Source organism: Halosimplex halobium (assembly GCF_051414055.1).
Lineage (GTDB): Archaea > Halobacteriota > Halobacteria > Halobacteriales > Haloarculaceae > Halosimplex > Halosimplex halobium.
The window spans coordinates 71,053-91,571 of sequence record NZ_JBLKNX010000019.1 but is presented as its reverse complement, the minus strand read 5'-3'; the positions used below and the strand labels follow the sequence as shown (position 1 = coordinate 91,571).

Sequence of the window (20,519 nt, the reverse complement as noted above, 5' to 3'; positions counted from 1 at the left end):
TCTCCCGACCGCCCCCGCCGCGCTTCCCGACCGTAGCCTCGACCCTGCCGAAGTGTTATACCGCCGTATGTGGTACGTACTATCATGGGGATGTACGACACGATCCTGCTGCCGACGGACGGCTCGGCGGGCATCGAGCGGGTGGTCGACCACGCGGGGGAACTGGCGCGGGTCCACGACGCGACGATCCGGGCGCTGTACGTCGTCGACGCGACGAGTTTCACCGGGCTCCCGATGGAGACCTCCTGGGAGGGGGTCCGCAACGTCCTGGAGTCGGAGGGCGAGACGGCGCTGGAGGGGGTCCAGCGGCTAGCGCCGGACGACGTGCCCGTCGAGGCCGAGACCGTCGAGGGCACGCCGAGCACCGAGATCGTCCGCTACACGCGCGACCAGCCCGTCGACGTGGTGGTGATGGGCACCCACGGCCGGGGCGGGATCGACCGTTTGCTACTGGGGAGCGTCGCCGAGCGGGTCGTCCGGAAGTCGGCCGTGCCCGTCGTGACTGTGCCGGTCAGCGAGGGCACCGTCGAGGCCGACGAGGTCGTCGAGGCCGACCCCGACCCCGCGGCCGGCGTCGAGAGCTCCTGAAGCGGCCGGCGGGACCGCCCGTCCGTCTCCCGCTCACTCTTCGACCGGGCGCAGGTGCTCGCAGTCGCCGGCGGTGACCGTCACTCGCTCGTCGCCGGTGTCGACGACGAGCGCCCCCGGGAACTCCACGTCGACGGCCTCGCCGACGATCTCGCCGCCGGGCGTGTCGACGCGGACGCGCTTGCCGAGCGTCGTCGCGTGCTCGCGCCAGGCGGGGACGACCGACTCCAGGTCCGCGCGCAGGTCGTCGAACTCCTCCAGCACGCGCTGGGTGAACACCCGCCGGTCGACGTCGCCCACCTCGGCCGACAGCGTCGTCGGTCGCGCGTCGCCCGGCAGGTCCCCGGGGTCGACGTTGGCGTTGATCCCCATCCCGACGACGACCCACGAGACGCGGTCGGCCTCGCCCTCCATCTCCGTGAGGATCCCCGCGAGCTTCCGCTCGGTCTCGGCGCCGTCGGCGTCCTCGCCGGGCACGACCACGTCGTTGGGCCACTTGATCCGCGCGTCGACGCCCGCCTCGCGGGCGGCCCGTGCGACGGCGACGGCGGCCGCGAGCGTGAACGCGGGCGCGTGAGTGGCCGGCACGTCCGGCCGCACCAGCAGGCTCAGCCAGACCCCGCCGCTCGGCGATGACCACTCGCGGTCGAGCCGTCCCCGGCCGCCGGTCTGCTCGTCGGCGAGGACGGCCACGTCGGCGGCGCCCTCCCCCGCGAGGTCGCGAGCGCGGGCGTTCGTGCTCGGGATCGACTCGTGGAACTCCACGTCGAAGGGGGCCGCCAGCCCGTACTCGACGGCCGCACCGCCGAACTCGGGGACTGCAACCAGTTCGTAGCCCGCGTCGCCGCTCGCGACCTCGAAGCCCGCCTCCCGGAGCGCCTCGACGTGTTTCCAGACGGCAGCCCGCGACACGTCCAGCCGCTCGGCCAGCTCCGGCCCGGTGACCGGCCCCTCGCTCAGCGCGTCGAGGACCCGCTCGCGCGTCTCCTGCATGGCCGTCACTCTCTCGGGCGCGACCGTAAGTGGTCCGGAGGCAGATCCGCCCCGACCGCCACACCCCGGTCGTCACGCCGCGGCCGCCCGGTCGACTCGCCGGGCACGCCGGACGAACGCGGCGACGGTCCCGGCCTGGACCGCCGCGACGCCGCTCGCCAGTACCGGTCCGCCGACGGGGGCGCTCGCCGCGAGGTATGTCGCGAGGCCGAGAACCGCCACGACGCCCGCCAGCGCCCAGCCGTGGCCGGTCGCCAGCCGCCGGCTCCGCCCGACCGCGCTGGGAACTGACGCGCCCTCGACGAGCAGCGCGGGGAGTGCGACCAGGTGAACGACGACGTAGAAGTACAGCGCGACGAACGGGAGCCCGACGAGCAGCGACACCTCGCCCGCGGGGGCGACCGCCCGGAGCAGCGCGAAGATGCCGAAGACGAGCCCGTAGCGGGCCGTCGCCGTCCGGTCCGGTTCGGCGTCGAGCAGCGTCGCGAACGCGTAGACGCCCGCCGCCGCGAGCGCCGCGGCCCGGAACAGCTCCAGCGCTCCGAGCCAGACCAGCCAGCCGGGCTTCAGCCCGGCGAGTGCCGAGAGCGGCGTCGTCACGTCGGCGGGAACGCTCACCATCACCCCGTAATGAACGGTCACGCGGCCAGCGGTGATACCCTCGAACGCGGCGGTCGGGACGGGGTCGGCCAGGCGAACCCAGTCGACGACCGCGACGGTCAGCCCTGCCAGGAGCATCGCGAGGAAGGCGCTCGGGTGCCTGCGCAGGCGGGCGAGTCCGTCGCGGAGCAGGCCGGTTCCCGTCAGAACCGGCCCGTCGTCGCGCTCGACGCCCGAAGCGGTCGGGTAGCCGCCGTCAGTCGCGCTCGCCGTCTCATCGGTCGTCACGTCGCGCTCGTCGCTCATGGTTCCTCCAGGGCGTAGAGGTGTGCGTTCGCGACGACGTACACGGCGTCGCCGGCGATCGCGGCGGGCGAACACGGTTCCGCGCCGGGGTCGAACCGCCAGCGGACCGAGCCGTCGGCCGCGTCGACTGCTGCCAGCCCGCCCGCGTCGGTGGGCACGTACACCGCGTCGTCGGTCGCCGCCGGCAGGAACGCCGCATCGCTCGGTGTTACGTCCTCGCAGATCCAGCGGATCGAGCCGTCGCTCGCGTCGAGGGCACAGAGCCGCGTCGCCGTCATGTCCGCGCGCCGGACGTAGACCGTCCCGTCGGCGACGGCGACCGGCCCGACCGGCACCGACGCGCCTTCGGGGAACGTGGCCCGCCAGTCGTCCGAGCCGTCGAACGAGTGCGCGCTGACCCATCCCTGGCCGGCGACGTACAGCCGGTCCGGGGTCGCCGCGAGGTACATCGGCCGGTCCGGCAAATCGACCGACAGGTCGGTGCTCGCCCCGGTCGCGAGGTCGTAGGCACGGACGCCGCGGTCCGGGCCGACGACGTACGCGGTACCGTCGCGGACGGCCGGGCGCGTGGCCGGCAGCCCCTCGTCGCTCGTCCACCGGACCGCCCCGCTGCTCCCGTCGACCACCGCGAGGATACCGCGGAAGTACGTCACCAGCGTGTCGCCAGCCGCGACTGGCGGGGGCGCCGTGGTCCCGCCGAAGTGGACCCTGCTGTAGCTGTCCGAGTCCACGTCGACCGACGCCGTCCACCGGGCCGTGTCCGTGCCGGTCCACGGGTCGGACACGTTCCCGCCGAGCCACCCGCCCGAACCGGCGTCGGGACTCGGAAGCCCGACCAACCCGTAGGAGTCGAACGTCGGCGTCTCCAGCGTCCCGACGGTCCGACCCCGGTAGGCGCGAGCGGGCGCGACGGCCGGCGCGGTTCCGGCGGACCGCCGAGCGCGCGCGAGCACGTCCCCGTCACTCGCCGCCGCGGCGAGCAGTTCGGGGCCGGCGGGCGTGTCTTCGGACCCGAACGGACCCACGGCGTAGACGACGCCGCCGGCCACGACCGGCGCGGGTCGCTCGTCCGCCTCGGCTCCCGCGAGGATCCCCCGCCGCCAGCGCACGCTGACCCCGTCGGTCGGCGGGTCGGCCTCGGGCGCGTAGGCCGTCCCGCCGGGGTCGCGAGCGGCCATCGGCCACCCGCTCGCACCGCCGACTGTCGTCGGTACGCCCGCCGCCGTCCGAAGGTATCGCCGCGCGAGGGCGCCGCCGCCAAGCAGCGCGCTCGCGGCGCCACCGCTCGCGAGCAGCCGTCGTCTGGAGAGCGAACCGTCGGGGACCATCCACCGGATCGTCCAAACGCACTGTCAAAAGTCTTCTACTCCGGGCGTCGGCCCTACCGGTCAGTCCAGCACGAACATCGTGTCGCCCATGTCGACGGACTCGCCCTCGCTGACGGCGACGGCGGTCACGGTCCCGGCGCTCTCGGCGACGATGTCGTTCTCCATCTTCATCGCCTCCAGCACGCAGAGCACGTCGCCCGCGGCGACCTCGTCGCCCTCCGAGACGTTCACTTCGAGGATGGTGCCCTGCATCTCGGCGGTGATCTCCTGGCCCTCGGCGGAGACGCCGCCGGAGTCGCCGTCGCCCGACCCGCCGCCTCCGCCCGGCTGTGGACGCTGGGCCTGCTGGCCGCCGTCCGCGCCGTCGCCGCCGGTCGGGATGGCGGGCGCGCCGCGCTCTTCCAGTTCCACCTCGAAGCGCTTGCCGTTGACCTCGACGGTGAACTCCCGCTCGACGACTTCCTCGTCTTCGTCGTCGCCCCCCGTCGATTCGGTGCCCCACCGCTCCTGGGCCGCCTCGATGCGGTCGTGGTCCAGGTCCTCGTCGAGGTACTTCGTGGTGTGCCGTCCCTCCAGGAACGGCTTGTCGGTGAGCATCATGCGGTGGAAGGGGATGATCGTCGGGAAGCCCTGGACCTCGTAGTCGGCGAGCGCGCGCTTGCCGCGGGCGATGCACTCCTCGCGGTCCTCGCCGTGGGTGATGAGCTTCGCGATCATCGAGTCGTAGTCCGTCACGAGGTCGTCGCCCTGCCGGTGGGCGTCGTCGACGCGGACCCCGATGCCGCCCGGCGGGTCGTACACCTCGAGTTCGCCGCCCGTCGCCGGCGCGAAGTCGTTGGCGGCGTTCTCGGCGTTGATCCGGAACTCCATCGCGTGGCCCTCCAGCTCCACGTCGTCCTGCGCGAAGGTGATCTCCTCGCCGGCGGCGACGCGGATCTGCCACTTCACCAGGTCGATGTCCGTCAGTTCCTCCGTGACGGTGTGCTCGACCTGGATGCGCGTGTTCACTTCGAGGAAGAAAAAGTCCGTGTCTGCGTCGAGCAGGCCCTCGTCGTTGCGCTGTTCGTCTTCGACGAGGAACTCGAACGTGCCGGCGTTGTAGTAGTCGCCGGCGTCGGCGCCCCGGCGGGCCGCCTCGCGGATCTGTTCGCGGAGTTCGTCGGTCAGCGCCGGGCTGGGCCCCTCCTCGATGACCTTCTGCTGGCGGCGCTGGAGCGAGCAGTCCCGCTCGCCGACGTGGCGGACGTTGCCGTGTTTGTCGGCGATGATCTGCACCTCGACGTGGCGGGCGTTGTCGAGGAAGCGCTCGATGTAGACCGAGGCGTTCGAGAAGTACGCCTCGCCCTCGCGCTGGGCGGTCTCCAGGGCTTCCTCGGCCTCCTCGGCGCTCTCGACGACCTCCTGGCCCATGCCGCCGCCCCCGCCCTCGGCCTTGATGAGGACCGGGAAGCCGTGCTCCTCGCCGAACTCGACGATCTCCTGGGGATCCTCGACGGGTTCGGTGGTGCCGGGGACGATCGGCACGTCGGCGTCGCGCATCACCTTGCGGGCGTGGGTCTTCTCGCCGAGGCGTTCCATCGCCTCGCTGGCGGGGCCGATCCACGTGATCCCGTCGGTCTCCTCGACGCGGGCCGCGAAGTCGGCGTTCTCGGCCATGAACCCGTAGCCGGGGTGGATGGCGTCGGCGCCGGCCTTCTTGGCGGCCTCGATGACGGCCTCCCCGTCGTTGTAGGAGTCGGCCGCGCGGGCGGGGCCGACGTTGTACGCCTCGTCGGCGTAGCGGACGAAGCCGGCGTGTTTGTCGGCCTCGCTGTAGACGGCGACCGTCCCGACGCCGAGCTCCTCGCAGGCCCGCATCACACGGACGGCGATCTCGCCGCGGTTCGCGACGAGGACCTTCTCGAACATACTCCCCTGTACCGAGCGTCACCTTTTAAAATTGATTGGAGTTCGCGGTGTGGCCGTAGACGGGGCCGTCCGCTCGGACACGCCGTTCCACATCGATCGTTGATGGGAAATTACGCCCATCGATGGGTCGAACCGTCCGTTTTCGGCGAATCGGTTTGTTGGTGTTAAGTCGCTACGGTCCCGAGTTTCGGTATGGAGAGTTCCCACTGGACAGCCGCCGGTGCGTCGCCCGAATCGACCGACCGCGAGCGCGTCGGCCGCGACGACTACGAGACGGTCGAACGGCGAGTGCTGGTGGTCGGCGCCGGTGCCGCCGGCGCGCGGACGGCCATCGAACTGGTCGAGCAGGGCGTCGACCCCGAAGACCTGCTGGTCGTCGGCAAGCGGGGCCACGGCGACGCCCACACGACGTGGGCCCGCGGCGGGATCAACGGCGCGCTCGGGACCCACGACCCGGAAGACGACTGGACGGTCCACGCCGCCGACACGCTGAACGAGGGCCACCACGTCAACGACCCCGGAAAGGTCGAGACCGTCACGAAGCGCATGCCCGCGCTCCTGCGCGAACTCGACGAGTGGGGGATGGCGTTCAGCCGGACCGAGGACGGCGAGATCGACCAGCGCTACTTCGGCGCCCAGTCGTTCCGACGGACGGCCTTCGCCGGCGACCACACCGGTGAGTCGCTGCTCGACACGCTCGTCGAGCGCGCCCAGGACCTGGCGATCCCCTACCGCGAGGACCTGTTCGTCTCCGACCTGGTCACCGACGGCGACCGGGTGCTCGGCGCGGCGGCCGTCGATATCGACTCCGGCGAGTTCGTCGCCGTCGACGCCGAGGTCGTCGTGCTCGCCGCGGGCGGGTACACGAGTCTCTACAGCCGCCACTCCTCCCGGGACGACGAGAACACCGGCGACGGGCCGGCGCTGGCCTACCGCGCCGGCGCCGATCTCCTCGACATGGAGTTCGTCCAGTTCCACCCGACGGGGATGGTCGGCGCACGCTACGGCGACGAGTGGGACGGCCGCCTCGTCACCGAGGCCGTCCGCGGGGAGGGGGGCCGGCTGTACAACGCCGAGGGCGAACGGTTCATGGAGCGGTACTCGCCCGACCAGATGGAACTCGACGCCCGCGACGTGGTCGCCCGCGCCATCGCGAAGGAGATCGCGGAGGGGCGTGGCACCGACAGCGGCGGCGTCTACCTCGACATCTCTCACCGCGACCGCGACTTCATCGAGGAGCGACTGCCGCGGATGTACGAGCGGTTCGCGGACCTGAGCGTCGACATGGCCGAGCAACCGGTCGAAGTCGCGCCGACGGCCCACTACGGGATGGGCGGGGTCGTCGTCGACGACGTGGGCGAGACGGCCGTCGACGACCTCTACGCCATCGGCGAGACGATGGCGGGCGTCCACGGCGCCAACCGGCTCGGGGGCAACTCCCTCGCCGAGACCATCGCGTTCGGCGAGGTGACGGGGCAGGCCGTCGCCGAGCGGCTCGCGGCAGGCGACGACTCCCGTGGCGGAGGCGACACCGGCGCCGCCGAGGACCGCGCGGCCGACCTCCACGCCCGCGTCGGCGCGCACTTCGCGGATCTGGCGGCGCTGTCGGACAGCGACGGCACCCACGACCCCGAGGCGCTGCTCGACGAGGTGCGCGAGTCGCTCTGGACCCACGCCGGGATCCTCCGGGAGGGCGAGGGGCTGGCCGCCGCGCTGGACGAGCTAGACGACATCCGCGAGCGCGCGGCGGATCTCGCGGTCGGCGACCGGACCGACCGCTCGTTCGAGTTCGCCCTCGACCTGGGATTCGCGCTGACCGTCGCCGAGGCGATACTGCGCGGCGCGCTCGAACGCGCCGAATCCCGCGGCGCCCACGTCCGCACCGACTACCCCGAAACCGACCCCGACTGGCGCCGCTCGGTCGTGATCGGCCGCGACAGCGTCGGCGCGATGCGCGTCGACACGGCCCCCGTCGGCACGCCGAGCGAGGCGGTGCAGGAGGCACTCGACGCCGGCTACGAGCTGGACTACCACCAGCTCGAGTAGCCGGCCGACGCCGCGTCCCGCCGGCCCCGCCGCCGAAGCCACCCGACCGGGAAAACGATTATGCGCTTGCTGGCCGTCGCTCCACGGGTGAGCGACAGCGAACGCGTCGCGCGGACCGAGGACGGGCTGGCGCAGGTGCTCGACGCCGACGGCCGCGTCCGCGAGGCGGCGACCGTCCCCGACCTGTCCGACGAGCGGCTCGTCCGGCTGTTCCGCGAGATGAAACTCGCCCGCCACCTCGACGAGCGGGCCGTCTCGCTGCAACGGCAGGGACGGATGGGCACCTACCCGCCGCTGGCCGGCCAGGAGGCCGCGCAGGTCGCGTCGACCCACGCGCTCCGCGAGGACGACTGGATCGTCGACCAGTACCGCGAGCACGGCGCCGTCGCCGTCCGCGGGCTCGAACCGGAGTACCTCCTCTACTGGATGGGCCACGAGGTCGGCAACGAGTGGCTGGCCTCGAAGCACGTCTTCCCGCTGAACATCTCCATCGCGAGCCACCTCCCCCACGCCACAGGGATGGCCTGGGCCGCACGCCTGCAGGGCGACGACTGCGTCGTCTGCTGTCACTTCGGCGACGGCGCCACCTCGGAGGGGGACTTCCACGAGGCGCTCAATTTCGCCGGCGTCTTCGACGCGCCCGCCGTCTTCTTCTGCAACAACAACCAGTACGCCATCTCGGTCCCGCGGAAGCGCCAGACCGCCAGCGCGACCATCGCGGGGAAGGCCGACGCCTACGGCTTCGCCGGCGTCCGGGTCGACGGGATGGACCCGCTCGCGGTGTATCAGGTGACGAGAGGGGCCGTCGAGAAGGCCCGCGACCCCGGCGAAGACCAGTCGCGGCCGACGCTGGTCGAAGCGGAGATGTACCGCTTCGGCGCCCACACGACCGCCGACGACCCCTCGCGGTACCGCACCGACGAGGAGGTCCAGCGGTGGCGCGAACGGGACCCGATCCCGCGGCTGGAGACCTTCCTCCGCGAGCGTGGCCTGCTCGACGACGAGCGGGTCGACGCCATCGAGGAGCGCAACCGCGAGCGGGTGGCCGAACTGGTCGAAGCCGCCGAGGCCTACGAGCCCGAGGTCGAGGCGTGGTTCGAACACGCCTACGAGGAACCGACGGCACGCGTGCGGGAAAGCCAGGCGTACCTCCGCGAGCTGCGCGAACGGCACGGCGACGACGCGCTCCTGCGCGACGAGTGACCGGGACAGGCCGTCGATACTCGCGGATGCGTCGGGTTACCGACTCGCGGGGGCGACCTACCGCCCGGAAGCCGCCGTATAGCAATACCGGCTCCGCCCGTCGAGTCCCGTATGGCCTACCAGGTCGAATGCAGCCAGGACGACGAGTTCATGATCAAGTCCGACGACGAACACGAGGTCATCGAACACGTCAAAGAGCACGCCCGGGAGAAACACGACATGGACATGAGCGACGACGAGGCGCGGGACATGGTCCAGCAGGCGTCCTGACGCCGGCTCTCCGTTTCCCGGTCGCCGTTCTGCGAGCGCCCACACCGTTTAGTGACGCGGACTGCCAGTTCCCGCATGGACAGAGTGTCGGCGGTGGTCGCGTGACGGGCGTCTACGAGTACGCGCTGGGCGAGGCGGCCGACGACCTGCACCCGAACGTGCGCGAGCGGTACGCGCTCGGCCCCGACGACGCGTTCGCGACCGTGGGTCGCGGGCTGATGGACATCACGCGCGGCGCGGTCGCGCTGCCGGTCCTGTACGCCATGCCCGCGCGGAACCTCCTCTTTCCCGAGTCCGGCGAGGACGTGCCGTTCTCGGTGACGACGGTCGGGTGGCGCGACCCGGCGGGCTACGAGGCGCTGACCACCCGCCGGGAGTTCGACTTCGACGGGAAGACCCGACAGTTCGACTCGACGACGGTGTGGGACGCCGACCGCGAGCGGCTGTTCGACTTCCTGGGAACCGGCGGCCACGTCGTCTCGGAGCTCCACCCGCGCGTCGAGGACGGCGCTCTCGTCGTCGAGGGCGGGAAGCAGTGGACCCGCGTCGGCGGCCGCTATCTCCCGACGCCCGGCCCGCTGGCGGTCGACGTGACCGTCCGCGACCGCTACGACGAGGACGACGAGCAGTTCCACGTGACCGCGACAGTCGAGAGCGGGCTCGTGGGACACATCCTCGGCTATCGCGGGTCGTTCACCCAGGAGCGCCGGGAGATGGAGCGAGTGCCCGACGACCTGAAACCCGTTACCGGGGTCGACCCGCTGCCGCCATGAGCGGTCCGGAAGCCGTCGAAGAGACCCCCGACGGTGCCGACTCGGACCCATTCGCCCGGCTCGTCGTCGGCGTCACGCTCGCGGACCTGAGCGCCGCCTTCGGCGCCGGTCTGTGGGTCGTTCTCGCCGCCGCCGCCGGCCTCTCACAGGTCGAGCGCGCGCTCGCGCTGGCGCCGCTGGTCGTGGTCCCGCTGGGCGTCGGGCTGGCCGCCCGCGGAGAGTTCACTGGTCTTCCGGGTCGACTGCTCGGCGCAGCGGTCGCACTGCTGCCCGTCGGTGCGGCGCTGATGGCCCTCTCGCTCGTGGTCGACGCCGGACCGGTCGCCGCGGGGCTGGCCGCGCCGTGGGTGTTCGTGACGAGCCTGCTCGCGCTCGCCGGTGTCTCGCGAGCGGTCGAACGAGGGACTGTCCGGCCGCTACACGCCGCGCTCGTCGACGCCGGCCTGGCGTACGTCCCGGTCGCCGCCGTCGCGCTGGTGCTCTCGCACCTCGGTATCACTTTCTGGTTCGACCCGACGATCATCCTGCTCACGGCGGTCCACTTCCACTTCGCCGGGTTCGCGCTGCCGGTCCTCGCGGGCGTGACGGGCCGACACCTCGGCGGCTTCGAGGGCGCGGCGCGCGCTGTCGCCGGCGTGATCCTCGTCGGTCCGGCGATCATCGCGGTCGGTATCTCCTTCTCGCCGCTCGTGGAGGTGGTCGCCGTCGGCGCGTTCACGCTCGCCGTGGTGGGGTTCGGGCTGCTGGCCCTCGTTCGCGTGGTTCCGTCGCTGGACGCGTTCCCGGCCGCGCTCGTGGGCCTCTCGGCGCTCGCGCTCCCGGCGTCGATGGCGCTGGCGCTCGGCTACGGGGTCGCCGCGTTCTCCGGGACGAACCCGCTCGGGCTGAGTATCGACCGGATGGTGACTCTGCACGGGTCGCTGAACGCGTACGGGTTCGCGCTGTGTGGCGTCCTCGGGTGGCGGTTCGTCGACGGCCGAGTCCACGAGTAGCTTCCACTCACTCCGTCAGGAACGTGACCCGTCCGAGGTCAGACGGATCCGGGACAAGCGACTCCAGCTCGTCGACCCTCGCAGCGAGCGCGTGACTGTCCGTCGCGTTGTCGGGGTAGTAGAGAACTGTCACGTCCGGATAGGCCGACTCGTCGAGGAAATCGTCGTCGTTGGTCAGAAGCAGTCGGTTCCGCTCTACGCGAACCGAGCCACCTGTCCGTCGCTGCTTCCCGCTCCCGGCCGGTCCGAGACGTGGACCGCGTCGATCCCGAATTCGGCGAGCTGCCCGACGGTTCGCTCCGGGACGTTCTCGTCGCACAGCACCCGGTAGCTCATTCACGGTCGGCTCTGATCTCGTCGAGCGTCTCCGCACCGCCTTCACGCGCCGACGCCTCGCGGTCACGGCGTCGGTCCCGCACCGCGTCCATCTCGTCGGGGTGGTCGTGGTAGTACGTCAGCGCGCGGTACACGTCGGCGACCGCCAGGTCGTACTCGTCGGCGACTTCCCTCGGATCGCGGTCCGCACCTTCGACCCGTTCGACGACCTGCAACACCGTGATACGACGCCCCTCGATGTGCGGCTCGTCGTGGATCGCCGACTCCTCGCCGGAGACGATCCGGCCGGTCGCCTGTGCCATAGCCCGAAGTAGCGCATGTTCGTATTTGAATGTACGGCCGCCCACTCGGCCAGCGAGTCGTCGAATTCGCGGCTTTCGGATCTTCACGGCGGCGATCCCGGACCTTAGCCCGCGGCGAGACGCCGCGGGCCCTCCGCCGATACCGTCGCGTTCGCTCCGGGCGCGACGACCCGGACCGACTCGTTGGTTCCCGTCGCCGCGGCGCCCTCGACGAACGTCTCGTTGCCCGCGAAGACCGTGACCGTCTCGGGCGCGACGCGGTCGGAGGAGAACCGCAGCGACGAGTTCGCGGCGCGGCGATCGGCGAAGCGGTCGAACGCGGCGGCGAACTCGTCGGCCTCCGTAGCGTTCTCCCACCGGAGCGTCCACGCGACGCCAGTCCCGTTCCCGTCGGGAGCGACCAGCGAGAGACTCCGGTCGTTGTCCCAGCCGTTCGCGGCGGAGTCGGCGACCGGGCGGTCGAGTTCGAGCCGCAGGAGTTCGCGGACCAGCAGTTCGCCCCGGCGGTCCGAATCGGAGGAGTAGTGGCCGGGCACGGCCGACCAGTTCCCGTCGGCCGTCGCGACGGTCAGGTTCCCGACCGAGACGTTCCGGTCGGGGTGGAGGATCCCTTCGGTTGTCTCGGGCGGATCCCGCAGGATCGAACCGAGTTCGCTCGGCGAACCCGCGCGCGAGTGTACGTACCCGGCGCCGGCGAGGTAGGGCGCGCTGTTCAGTCGGTACGGGGCGTTGCCGGCCTCGTAGCCAAGGCGTATGTAGCGGGTCCCGGAGATCACGTCCCCGTCGTATCGCGCCGCGTAGACGTCGCCGACGTACGTCGCCGCTCCCTCCCCGACGCTCCTTGCAGCGACCCACTCGTCGTACGTGACGCTGGAGAGACCGGTCGGTCGCCAGCGCTGTTGCTGGTGGACGATGTGGGCGAACTCGTGGACGAGTACCGCCTCGGGAGAGGGGTTGTCCGCGTTCAGGACTACGTCGGTGCCACCGCTGGCGACTCCCCCGAGCGTGACGTTCCCGGTCAGTCCCAGCGCGCGGAAGAACGGCGCGGTGTACACCCGGCGCGTCGGCGCGCCCTCGCCCCCGTCCACGACCGAGACCGTCGGCCGGTCGGCGTCGACGCCGTGGAGTCGCTCGACCCGCTCGAAGACCAGCGTGGCGTTTATCGTGCGATTCCCCGCGACGGTGACGACATGCCCGTCGCTCGCGGCTGGTGTCGTAGCGGCCGACGGCTCGGCGTCTGTCGGCGTCGCAGTCGACTCCGCGGTCGTCGTACCGTTCGCTCCGCTCGCGGTCGGCGGCGTCGCCGATTCGGCCCCGCCTCCGGCCAGAAAGCCGCAGCCGGCGGTCGCGGCGAGCAGTCCCAGACAGACGACGATCAGCGCGTGTCTCGCGTGGTCCATGTGAGCGCTCCCGCGCCCCACCCGACCGGCGACCGCGTCCCACCACGGAACCGGGGCGCAGTGCCGGAAATGTCAACTGAAAACATCTAAACCTTGCGGTCACGCCTTCGCGATCGGTCCGACCCGACACCGCTACAGCGGGATGTTGCCGTGCTTCCGGTCGGGGTGGTCCTTGCGCTTGGTCCGCAGCGTCTCCAGGTCGCTGATCAGTCGCGAGCGCGTCTCGGGAGGTTCGAGTACGTCGTCGACGTAGCCCCGTTCGGCGGCGGTGTAGGGGTTGGCGAACTCGTCGCGGTACTCGTCGATGAGTTCCTGGCGTTTCTGTTCGACCTGGTCGGCGGCGTCGAGTTCGTCGTCGTAGAGGATGTTCACGGCACCCTCCGGCCCCATCACGGCGATCTCGGCGGTGGGCCAGGCGTAGTTCACGTCGCTGCCGACGTGCTTCGAGGACATCACGTCGTAGGCGCCGCCGTAGGCCTTCCTCGTGATGACGGTCATCAGCGGCACCGTGGCCTCCGAGTAAGCGTACAGCAGCTTCGCGCCGTGTTTGATGATGCCGCCCTTCTCCTGGTCCTTGCCGGGCATGAACCCGGGCACGTCGACGAACGTCAGGAGGGGAATGTTGAACGCGTCGCAGAAGCGGACGAACCGCGACCCCTTCAGCGAGGAGTCGATGTCCAGCGTGCCGGCGTTGACCCGCGGCTGGTTGGCGACGACGCCGACCGTGTGGCCGTCGAGGCGGGCGAAGCCGGTCAGCAGGTTCCGCGCGTAGCGCTCGGCGACCTCGAAGAACGAATCCTCGTCGACGACGCCGTCGATGACCCGGTGCATGTCGTAGGGCTTCTGCGGGGCCTGGGGCACCACTTCCCGGAGTTCCTCGTCGGCGCGCTCGGGGTCGTCCCACGGCTCGACCCGCGGCGGGTCCTCGGCGTTGTTCGCGGGCAGGTACGAGAGCAGGTATCGGATGTCGTCCAGCGCCTCCTCCTCGGCGGCGGGCGCGAAGTGGGCGACCCCGGACTCACCGGTGTGGGTGGCCGCGCCGCCGAGTTCGTCGAAGGTCACCTCCTCGCCGGTGACCGTCTCGATCACGTCCGGCCCGGTGATGAACATGTGGCTGGTCTCCTCGACCATGAAGATGAAGTCCGTGATGGCCGGGGAGTAGACCGCGCCGCCGGCGCAGGGGCCCATGATGGCCGAGATCTGCGGGACGACGCCGGAGGCGAGCTGGTTGCGGTGGAAGATGTCGGCGTAGCCCGCCAGCGCGTCGACGCCCTCCTGGATCCGGGCGCCGGCCGAGTCGTTGAGCCCGACGATAGGCGCGCCGGTCTCCATCGCCTTGTCCATCACCTTGCAGACCTTCTGGGCGAACGCCTCGCCCAGCGAGCCGCCGAGGACGGTGAAGTCGTGGGCGAACACGAAGACGGTGCGGCCGTCGACCTCGCCGTAGCCGGTGACGACGCCGTCGCCCGGGAACTCCTTCTCTTCCATGTCGAACTTCGTCGAGCGGTGCTCGCGGAGCGCGTCGATCTCGACGAAGCTGTCGTCGTCGAGGAAGTAGTCGATCCGCTCGCGGGCGGTCATCTTCCCGCGGTCGTGCTGGGCCTCGATGCGCTCCTCGCCGCCGCCCTTGCGGGCGGACTCCTTGCGCTCGCGCAGGTCCTCGATGTCCTCCTCGCGGGTCACGCCGGATCACCACGGGTCGGCGTCGGGCGATTCATGGGGGGAACATCGCGAGTCCGATAAAAAAGCGTTGCCCGCGGGACCGCAGTCGTGCGGTCTTCCGAACCGGAACGTTGATTGTTCGTTCAGTCTCCGACACAGGATATGGGTCTGACAGTCCAGCGGACCGCGGTGCTCGCCCTGGTGGGGGCGCTCGCGGTGACTGCGGGGTGTTCAGGTGTGATGGACGGGACGACTGCGACGCCGGAGGTGACGGACACGGCCGCGTGGACGCCCACAGAGAGCGCGGCGTCGTCGACCGCTACCGGAGCGACGGGGACGGCGCGGACCGCCACCGCGAGGGCGACGGCCACCGCTCCGAGTTTCCTCGACCAGCACATCGCACGGCTCCGGGCCGCCGGGAACGTGACGGTGCGGACGACCACCGAGCAGACGGTCAGCAACGGTGACCAGAGCGTCACACAGACCCAGTCCCGGGACGTACAGATCGACTTCGAGAGCGGCCGCGTCCTCTCGAAGTTCGAGCCCCTCGCCGGGGACGGCCGGGAACGGTACCGCAACGCGAGCGGCGCGACGTTCACTCGGCTGGGCGGGGACAGCTTCCTCGGGCCCGAGCGCAGCGAGGAACTCGGAACCGAGACGTACGCGGGCATCGTCGCCGGGGACGCCGACGCGCTCGAACGCAACGGCACGGGGAGGGTCGACGGTGTCTCCGGGACCGTCTACACGGTCGACTCGATCGCCGCCGCCGGCGAGGGCTACAGCAACCTCGACCCGGAGAACGTCACCGCCTTCGAGGTGACCTACGTCGTCGACGACGAGGGCTACGTCTCCTACCAGCGGGTGAACGTCACGTTCGCCGCCGAGGGGCGGACCGTCACCTACAGCAGCCGCCGGCGGTTCGTCGACGTGGGCGCGACGACGGTCCCGCGGCCCGACTGGGTGAGCGAGGCGCGGGCCGTCGCCGCCCGGCCCGACCCCGACGACGTGGTGACTCGCACCTACGAGACGACCGGCGAGGACGGCCGGGTAGAACTCGACGTGACCGCGACGGCGGGCGAACTCGACGACACCGCCGCCCTCGGCCCGGAGGTCAGCGAGAACCCGCTGTTCCGGAACGACCTTCTCAATCGCTATCGCGCCGGCGAGATCGCACAGTACTACTTCCTGCTCGACACCGTCGAGTCGGTCACGATCCGGGTCCACTACGACGACGCCGCCGTCGACGACGCCAACGAGTCGAAGCTGCGGCTCGTCACGCGGAACGTGACGACGCGGGAGCTCGTCCCGGTGAACTCGACGGTCGACACCGCCAGCGACACGGTCTCGGTGACGTTCACGAGCGAGGCGGCGCTCGACCGACACCAGGGCAAGACCTTCCTCGCGGTGCGGTGGTCCCAGTACCGGTCGGCGGTGGCCGAGTTGCTCGGGGAGAGCGACGACGGCGACGGCTCGCGGACCGCTCCGCGAGTCGGTACCGACTGAACCGCTCGGTCCCCGAGCGGACGCGGGTCCCGACGGTCACCGCTCGGCGCCGCCGCCGAAATCGGCGGAGTTTTGACCGGCCCGCCACTGCGGCCGAACGTGAAGAACGTCACGGCCCGCGAGTCGAACCCCTTCGGTTTCACGCCGCCCTGCGAGCGGTTCGTGCCGGGGTTCGGCGACGCCAACGCCGACTTCCACGTGATCGGCGACCACCCCGGCGTCCACGGGGGCGGGGAGTCGGGCTACCCGTTCACGGAGTTCGCCGCCAGCGAGCGCCTCCAGCGCGCGCTCGCCGAGGGCGGCCTGCTCGACGAGACCGGCTCACCTCCGGTCGTCGAGAAGACCTACTTCTCGTATCTCTACCCCTGCGTCCCCGAGGGCGTGCCGAGCGCGCAGGACTACGCGGACGTGGAGAACATCTTCGACTCGGAGGTCCGTGCGATCACCGCCCACGTCCTTCTGCCGGTCGGCGAGCGCGCGACGCGGCACGTCTTCGCCAACATGACCGCCCGACCGCCGGAGGAGGTCGACATGGACGCCCAGCACGCCACGGAGATCCCGGGCAGCGGCTGGCTCGTCGTCCCGGTGAGAGACCCCGCGCAGTGGTCAGAGGAGGACGAGCGGGCGTTCGTCGACGCGCTCGTGGAGCTTCGCCAGCGCGACTACGTCCGCCGGGCCGACCTGGGGCGATTTTTGCCGGACGACGACCCGTACATGGTGCGGTAGGTCGCCGCCTGGATTCTACGGGGAGAGCGCACCCGCGATCAGCGGTGGGACCCCTGTTGGGTCGTTCTGGAAGAACAGCTCGGTGATACCGAAATAGAGCGTCGCGACGACGCCGACGACGACGACGAGCCGGAGCGTCCACAGCCAGAGCGGGCCGAGGGATCCGAGCCCGCCGGTGCCGCGGCGGAGTTCGTCCACCGCGTCGCGGCCGATCACCCAGCCGACGAAGATCACGACCGCCAGCACGGACACCGGCAGGAAGAGGCTGTAGGCGAGGTTGTCGAACCACGTCAGCCAGGCGGTATCCCACGCGGAGGGGAGCCCGAGGACGAACAGACCGAGGCCGACGGTGACCGCCAGCATCGGCCGCGAGACGTCGAAGTTGTCGACGGCCCACGAGACGGTGACCTCCATCAGGCTGATCGCCGACGACAGCGCCGCGATGAGCACGACGGCGAAGAACACGGCGCCGAGCCACCGCCCCAGCGGGAGTTCGGCGAACCCGGCCGCGACGGCGACGAACAGCGCTGACGCGCCTCCACCGCCCGTCAGCGCGAGGTCGATGTCGTTGGCGAAGAGGATCGGGAAGACGACGAGCCCGGCGAGGATGCCGACGAGCGTGTTCGTGACGACGATGACGCCCCCGTCGAAGGGGAGGCTGTCGTCCTCGCCGACGTACGACGAGTAGGTGATCATGATCGCCATCCCCAGCGAGAGGGTGAAGAAGGCCTGCCCGACCGCGAAGGGGATCGCCGTTCTCGCGTTGTCGATCATCGCGTCGAGACTCGGCGAGAGGAAGTAGGCGTAGCCCTCGCCGGCGCCGCCGAGCGTCGCCGCCCAGCCGGCCAGCACGACCATTATCACGACGATGGAGGGGACCATTACCTTCGTCGCCTTCTCGATGCCGTTCTCGATGCCGAGCGCGACGATGGCGACGACGATACCGAGGAACAGGGCCTGCGCGAGGACCGCCTCGGGGCCGGCCGAGACGGCGCCGAAGTACTCTCCGGGCGCGTCGAAGTACGCCCCCGTCGCGCTCCCGAGGATGTACCGGAGGACCCACCCGCCGACGACGTTGTAGTACGAGAGGATCCAGAAGCCGGTCGCGACGGCCAGCCCGCCGACGACCCGCCACCGGCGGTGCCCGAGTTCGGCGAAGGCGTCGACGGCGTTGACGTTCGTGCGTCGACCGACGACGAACTCCGCGAGCATCGCCGGGAACCCGATCAACACCACGGCGATCAGGTAGAACGCGACGAACGCCGCCCCGCCGTTCGCGGCCGTCTTGAACGGGAACTGCCAGAGGTTCCCCAGGCCGACTGCGCTCCCGATGGCGGCGACGAGGAAGCCGACTCTCGTCGCCCAGGTCTCTCGTTCGACCATACGCCGGGTTCGGCCGCTGGCCGTGAAAACGGCTACGACCACAGACGCTAAGTCGCGCGCGAGCGACAGGAGAGACGCCATGCCCTCCCTACTGGAACGGCTGCTCGGCGACGACTCGACCGCGGAAGGCGTCGACCTCCAGGAGCGCGAGGACGACGCCCACGAGGCGCTCCGGAACCGGATCACGCCCGAGACGTACGGTATCGACGACTGCGCGGTGACCGGCGTCGCGGTCGTCAACGAAGGCCCGGACGAGGAACCGATCACGGTGCCCATCGCCCGCTTCTCGCTCGGCGAGGACGTGTAGTCGCCCGACTACGACCGCGTGTGGGAGCTCGCGGGCGAGGCGGTCCGCGCGATGGTCCCCGCCTTCGACGGCGTGTTCGTCCGCCACTACGACGTGCAGTTCACCTTCGACGGGGACGGCCTGTTCGAGGCCGAGGAGTGTCGCCGGATCGCCGTCACGCCCGAACTGGCCGACCGGCTGGTCGCCGAAACGGGGTTCGACGCCGCCGCGTTCAAATCGGCGATGCTGGAGGCCGACGACATCGACGACCACATCGCGCCCGTCGCGTGGGGCGAGTGCGTCGACTACAGCAGCAACGACGACGCCGCCGTGGTGACCGGCGCGGCGGCCGCCGCCGCGGGTGCGAGCGCCGCCGGTGCCAGCTGTGCGGGTGCCGGAGCCGCAGGCGGCGCGGGCGGCTGTTAGGACGCATCCCGAACGTTCGGGACTCCTCAGGCCTCCCCGTACACTGGCACGGCCGCGCCGCTGGTGACGCTGGCGGCGTCCGAGCAGAGGTACACGATGGTCTCGGCGATGTCGGCCGGGTCGACCCACTTCTCGTGGTCGGCGTCGGGCATCATCTCGCGGTTCATCGGCGTGTCGATGACGCTCGGCATGACCGCGTTGGCCCGCACCTCGCCGGTGTTCTCCTCGGCGATCGTCTCGGTGAGGATCCTGACTCCCGCTTTCGACGCGCGGTAGGGGCCGTCGCCCTCGCCGCCCTCCAGCGACGAGCGCGCGGAGACGCTGACGATGGCGCCCTGGCCGGCGAGATCCGAGTCGCGGAGGTGCGGGATCGCGTGTTTCGAGGCGAGGAACATCGTCTTGAGGTTCACGTCCAGCAGGAAGTCGAAGGTGTCGGCCCCGGTCTCGTCGATCGGCGTCCCGCCGCGCCAGGTGCCGGCGATGTTGGCGAGCGCGTCGAGGCCCCCGTGGTCGTCGACGACGGCCTCGACCGTCTCGGCCACGTCGTCCTCGTCGGTGAAGTCGCCCTGGTAGAACTCGACGCGGTCGCGGTCGGTGTCCAGTTCGAAATCGTCGTCGTCTGGCCCGACCACGTCGGCGCCGCAGACGGTCGCGCCCGCGTCGGCGAACGCCTCGCAGACCGAACTGCCGAGCGTCCCGCCGGCGCCGGTCACGAGCACCACGCTGTCCCCGAAGTCGAAGTCGGCTGACATGGTCGTCGATTGGGGCCGGCGGCGGTTAAAGGTGCGTCGCGGGCCGGCGGCCCAAGACCTACCGGACGGCCGGGCCAACACCGGGCCATGGACTGCATCGCCCACCGCGGCTTCCCCGGCGTCAACCCCGAGAACACCGTCACGGCCGTCGCGAACGCCGCAACGCGGGCCGACGCCGTCGAGGTGGACGTGCGGATCTGCGGATCCGGCGAACTCGTGGTCTGTCACGACGAGACCGTCGACCGGACGACCGACGGGAGCGGCCCCGTCTCGGCTCACACCGCCGAGGAACTGGCCGCGCTCTCCGTCGAGGGATCGGACCAGGGAGTCCCGACCTTCGAGGACGTGGTCGAGGCGGTCCCCGGCGACGTGACGCTCTACGCGGAGCTGAAAGAACGGGGGACCGGCGAGGCCGTCGAGCGGGTCGCCGCCGACGCGGCCCCCGAGGTCGTCGTCTCGTCGTTCGACCCGGGGGCGCTGACCGAGGTGACGGAGTTGCCCACCGCGCTCGTCCAGTGGGAGGGCGAGGGGCTGGTCTCGCGGGCGCGGGAGCTGGGCTGTTCGGCCGTTGCCCCGAACCTGGACGCCTGCGACGCGTCGCTCGTCGAGCGGGCCCACGGCGCCGGCCTCGACGTGACCGCCTGGACCGTCACCGACCCCGGGGAGACCGAGGAACTCCAGGAGGCGGGCGCCGACGGCGCGATCACGGACTTCCCCGACTGCTGTCCGTCCTGAC

General features: G+C 71.1%; 22 protein-coding genes. 11 read left to right on the top strand and 11 right to left on the bottom strand.

Translation table 11 applies throughout. The features are described 5' to 3' along the window. Positions 1–90: 90 nt before the first annotated feature. Entirely contained in the window at positions 91–588 is a 498-nt protein-coding gene (locus ACMGFG_RS19265; protein WP_436931964.1) for a universal stress protein, read from the top strand. A gap of 33 nt (positions 589–621) precedes the next feature. Here ACMGFG_RS19265 and ACMGFG_RS19260 read toward each other — a convergent pair whose 3' ends face one another. The 4 genes from ACMGFG_RS19260 to ACMGFG_RS19245 all read right to left on the bottom strand — a co-directional run bounded on the left by ACMGFG_RS19260 (position 622) and on the right by ACMGFG_RS19245 (position 5,723). Next, positions 622–1,581 (bottom strand): biotin--[acetyl-CoA-carboxylase] ligase, encoded by a 960-nt coding sequence (locus ACMGFG_RS19260; protein ID WP_436931935.1) that lies wholly within the window; start codon positions 1,579–1,581, stop codon positions 622–624. A 72-nt stretch (positions 1,582–1,653) separates the two neighbouring features. Beyond that, positions 1,654–2,487 carry a hypothetical protein gene (locus ACMGFG_RS19255; protein ID WP_436931934.1) on the bottom strand — a complete coding sequence of 278 codons (834 nt, stop codon included), beginning with the start codon at positions 2,485–2,487 and terminating at the stop codon, positions 1,654–1,656. Then, positions 2,484–3,815 (bottom strand): outer membrane protein assembly factor BamB family protein, encoded by a 1,332-nt coding sequence (locus ACMGFG_RS19250; protein ID WP_436931933.1) that lies wholly within the window; start codon positions 3,813–3,815, stop codon positions 2,484–2,486. The genes ACMGFG_RS19255 and ACMGFG_RS19250 overlap by 4 nt, the downstream gene beginning before the upstream one ends. 60 nt (positions 3,816–3,875) lie before the next feature. Then, positions 3,876–5,723 (bottom strand): acetyl-CoA carboxylase biotin carboxylase subunit, encoded by a 1,848-nt coding sequence (locus tag ACMGFG_RS19245; RefSeq protein ID WP_436931932.1) that lies wholly within the window; start codon positions 5,721–5,723, stop codon positions 3,876–3,878. Between the two features lie 192 nt (positions 5,724–5,915). Here ACMGFG_RS19245 and ACMGFG_RS19240 point away from each other — a divergent pair, with 192 nt between their 5' ends. The 5 genes from ACMGFG_RS19240 to ACMGFG_RS19220 all read left to right on the top strand — a co-directional run bounded on the left by ACMGFG_RS19240 (position 5,916) and on the right by ACMGFG_RS19220 (position 11,007). Continuing rightward, complete coding sequence (locus tag ACMGFG_RS19240; RefSeq protein ID WP_436931931.1) at positions 5,916–7,769, top strand: L-aspartate oxidase; 1,854 nt, start codon at positions 5,916–5,918, stop codon at positions 7,767–7,769. Between the two features lie 60 nt (positions 7,770–7,829). Continuing rightward, the gene (gene pdhA, locus ACMGFG_RS19235; protein ID WP_436931930.1) at positions 7,830–8,972 is read left to right on the top strand and encodes a pyruvate dehydrogenase (acetyl-transferring) E1 component subunit alpha; all 1,143 of its coding nucleotides are present in this window, start codon (positions 7,830–7,832) and stop codon (positions 8,970–8,972) included. Positions 8,973–9,083: 111 nt separating this feature from the next. Beyond that, positions 9,084–9,242 carry a DUF1059 domain-containing protein gene (locus tag ACMGFG_RS19230; protein WP_436931929.1) on the top strand — a complete coding sequence of 53 codons (159 nt, stop codon included), beginning with the start codon at positions 9,084–9,086 and terminating at the stop codon, positions 9,240–9,242. Positions 9,243–9,343: 101 nt separating this feature from the next. Beyond that, positions 9,344–10,015 carry a DUF4166 domain-containing protein gene (locus tag ACMGFG_RS19225; protein ID WP_436931928.1) on the top strand — a complete coding sequence of 224 codons (672 nt, stop codon included), beginning with the start codon at positions 9,344–9,346 and terminating at the stop codon, positions 10,013–10,015. Beyond that, positions 10,012–11,007, top strand: a complete 996-nt coding sequence (locus ACMGFG_RS19220; RefSeq protein WP_436931927.1) for a YndJ family protein — start codon at positions 10,012–10,014, stop codon at positions 11,005–11,007. The genes ACMGFG_RS19225 and ACMGFG_RS19220 overlap by 4 nt, the downstream gene beginning before the upstream one ends. A 7-nt stretch (positions 11,008–11,014) precedes the next feature. On the opposite strand, the gene ACMGFG_RS19215 is transcribed toward ACMGFG_RS19220, so the two are convergent. The 5 genes from ACMGFG_RS19215 to ACMGFG_RS19195 all read right to left on the bottom strand — a co-directional run bounded on the left by ACMGFG_RS19215 (position 11,015) and on the right by ACMGFG_RS19195 (position 14,728). Then, the gene (locus ACMGFG_RS19215; protein WP_436931926.1) at positions 11,015–11,140 is read right to left on the bottom strand and encodes a hypothetical protein; all 126 of its coding nucleotides are present in this window, start codon (positions 11,138–11,140) and stop codon (positions 11,015–11,017) included. Between the two features lie 62 nt (positions 11,141–11,202). Then, positions 11,203–11,343 (bottom strand): DUF5615 family PIN-like protein, encoded by a 141-nt coding sequence (locus ACMGFG_RS19210; RefSeq protein ID WP_436931925.1) that lies wholly within the window; start codon positions 11,341–11,343, stop codon positions 11,203–11,205. Beyond that, the gene (locus ACMGFG_RS19205; RefSeq protein ID WP_436931924.1) at positions 11,340–11,645 is read right to left on the bottom strand and encodes a DUF433 domain-containing protein; all 306 of its coding nucleotides are present in this window, start codon (positions 11,643–11,645) and stop codon (positions 11,340–11,342) included. The genes ACMGFG_RS19210 and ACMGFG_RS19205 overlap by 4 nt, the downstream gene beginning before the upstream one ends. A gap of 104 nt (positions 11,646–11,749) precedes the next feature. After that, a complete protein-coding gene (locus ACMGFG_RS19200) occupies positions 11,750–13,045 on the bottom strand; it encodes a hypothetical protein (RefSeq protein ID WP_436931923.1) in 1,296 nt (431 codons plus the stop codon). 132 nt (positions 13,046–13,177) lie between these two features. Continuing rightward, a complete protein-coding gene (locus ACMGFG_RS19195) occupies positions 13,178–14,728 on the bottom strand; it encodes an acyl-CoA carboxylase subunit beta (RefSeq protein WP_436931922.1) in 1,551 nt (516 codons plus the stop codon). 141 nt (positions 14,729–14,869) lie between these two features. Between ACMGFG_RS19195 and ACMGFG_RS19190 the strand changes: the two genes are divergently transcribed. Together ACMGFG_RS19190 and ACMGFG_RS19185 are read left to right on the top strand one after the other, a co-directional pair. Then, positions 14,870–16,210, top strand: a complete 1,341-nt coding sequence (locus ACMGFG_RS19190) for a DUF7537 family lipoprotein (RefSeq protein WP_436931921.1) — start codon at positions 14,870–14,872, stop codon at positions 16,208–16,210. Positions 16,211–16,309: 99 nt separating this feature from the next. Then, positions 16,310–16,936 carry a uracil-DNA glycosylase family protein gene (locus ACMGFG_RS19185; RefSeq protein ID WP_436931920.1) on the top strand — a complete coding sequence of 209 codons (627 nt, stop codon included), beginning with the start codon at positions 16,310–16,312 and terminating at the stop codon, positions 16,934–16,936. A gap of 15 nt (positions 16,937–16,951) precedes the next feature. On the opposite strand, the gene ACMGFG_RS19180 is transcribed toward ACMGFG_RS19185, so the two are convergent. Then, a complete protein-coding gene (locus ACMGFG_RS19180; RefSeq protein ID WP_436931919.1) occupies positions 16,952–18,319 on the bottom strand; it encodes a sodium-dependent transporter in 1,368 nt (455 codons plus the stop codon). Positions 18,320–18,398: 79 nt separating this feature from the next. Here ACMGFG_RS19180 and ACMGFG_RS19175 point away from each other — a divergent pair, with 79 nt between their 5' ends. Together ACMGFG_RS19175 and ACMGFG_RS19170 are read left to right on the top strand one after the other, a co-directional pair. After that, on the top strand, positions 18,399–18,626 hold the full coding sequence (locus ACMGFG_RS19175; RefSeq protein WP_436931918.1) for a hypothetical protein: 228 nt from the start codon (positions 18,399–18,401) through the stop codon (positions 18,624–18,626). An 18-nt stretch (positions 18,627–18,644) separates the two neighbouring features. Further along, on the top strand, positions 18,645–19,031 hold the full coding sequence (locus ACMGFG_RS19170) for a hypothetical protein (protein WP_436931917.1): 387 nt from the start codon (positions 18,645–18,647) through the stop codon (positions 19,029–19,031). Between the two features lie 26 nt (positions 19,032–19,057). Here the strand turns inward: ACMGFG_RS19170 and ACMGFG_RS19165 are convergent, their stop codons facing one another. Further along, a complete protein-coding gene (locus ACMGFG_RS19165) occupies positions 19,058–19,783 on the bottom strand; it encodes an SDR family oxidoreductase (protein ID WP_436931916.1) in 726 nt (241 codons plus the stop codon). An 87-nt stretch (positions 19,784–19,870) separates the two neighbouring features. Between ACMGFG_RS19165 and ACMGFG_RS19160 the strand changes: the two genes are divergently transcribed. Then, on the top strand, positions 19,871–20,518 hold the full coding sequence (locus tag ACMGFG_RS19160; RefSeq protein WP_436931915.1) for a glycerophosphodiester phosphodiesterase: 648 nt from the start codon (positions 19,871–19,873) through the stop codon (positions 20,516–20,518). Position 20,519: the final 1 nt, after the last annotated feature.

Bases quoted from the DNA above. Each gene is read 5' to 3' on its own strand.
- ACMGFG_RS19265 (WP_436931964.1), top strand. From the start codon at position 91: ATGTACGACACGATCCTGCTGCCGACGGACGGCTCGGCGGGCATCGAG.
- ACMGFG_RS19260 (WP_436931935.1), bottom strand. From the start codon at position 1,581: ATGCAGGAGACGCGCGAGCGGGTCCTCGACGCGCTGAGCGAGGGGCCG.
- ACMGFG_RS19255 (WP_436931934.1), bottom strand. From the start codon at position 2,487: ATGAGCGACGAGCGCGACGTGACGACCGATGAGACGGCGAGCGCGACT.
- ACMGFG_RS19250 (WP_436931933.1), bottom strand. From the start codon at position 3,815: ATGGTCCCCGACGGTTCGCTCTCCAGACGACGGCTGCTCGCGAGCGGT.
- ACMGFG_RS19245 (WP_436931932.1), bottom strand. From the start codon at position 5,723: ATGTTCGAGAAGGTCCTCGTCGCGAACCGCGGCGAGATCGCCGTCCGT.
- ACMGFG_RS19240 (WP_436931931.1), top strand. From the start codon at position 5,916: ATGGAGAGTTCCCACTGGACAGCCGCCGGTGCGTCGCCCGAATCGACC.
- pdhA (WP_436931930.1), top strand. From the start codon at position 7,830: ATGCGCTTGCTGGCCGTCGCTCCACGGGTGAGCGACAGCGAACGCGTC.
- ACMGFG_RS19230 (WP_436931929.1), top strand. From the start codon at position 9,084: ATGGCCTACCAGGTCGAATGCAGCCAGGACGACGAGTTCATGATCAAG.
- ACMGFG_RS19220 (WP_436931927.1), top strand. From the start codon at position 10,012: ATGAGCGGTCCGGAAGCCGTCGAAGAGACCCCCGACGGTGCCGACTCG.
- ACMGFG_RS19210 (WP_436931925.1), bottom strand. From the start codon at position 11,343: ATGAGCTACCGGGTGCTGTGCGACGAGAACGTCCCGGAGCGAACCGTC.
- ACMGFG_RS19205 (WP_436931924.1), bottom strand. From the start codon at position 11,645: ATGGCACAGGCGACCGGCCGGATCGTCTCCGGCGAGGAGTCGGCGATC.
- ACMGFG_RS19200 (WP_436931923.1), bottom strand. From the start codon at position 13,045: ATGGACCACGCGAGACACGCGCTGATCGTCGTCTGTCTGGGACTGCTC.
- ACMGFG_RS19190 (WP_436931921.1), top strand. From the start codon at position 14,870: ATGGGTCTGACAGTCCAGCGGACCGCGGTGCTCGCCCTGGTGGGGGCG.
- ACMGFG_RS19180 (WP_436931919.1), bottom strand. From the start codon at position 18,319: ATGGTCGAACGAGAGACCTGGGCGACGAGAGTCGGCTTCCTCGTCGCC.
- ACMGFG_RS19175 (WP_436931918.1), top strand. From the start codon at position 18,399: ATGCCCTCCCTACTGGAACGGCTGCTCGGCGACGACTCGACCGCGGAA.
- ACMGFG_RS19165 (WP_436931916.1), bottom strand. From the start codon at position 19,783: ATGTCAGCCGACTTCGACTTCGGGGACAGCGTGGTGCTCGTGACCGGC.
- ACMGFG_RS19160 (WP_436931915.1), top strand. From the start codon at position 19,871: ATGGACTGCATCGCCCACCGCGGCTTCCCCGGCGTCAACCCCGAGAAC.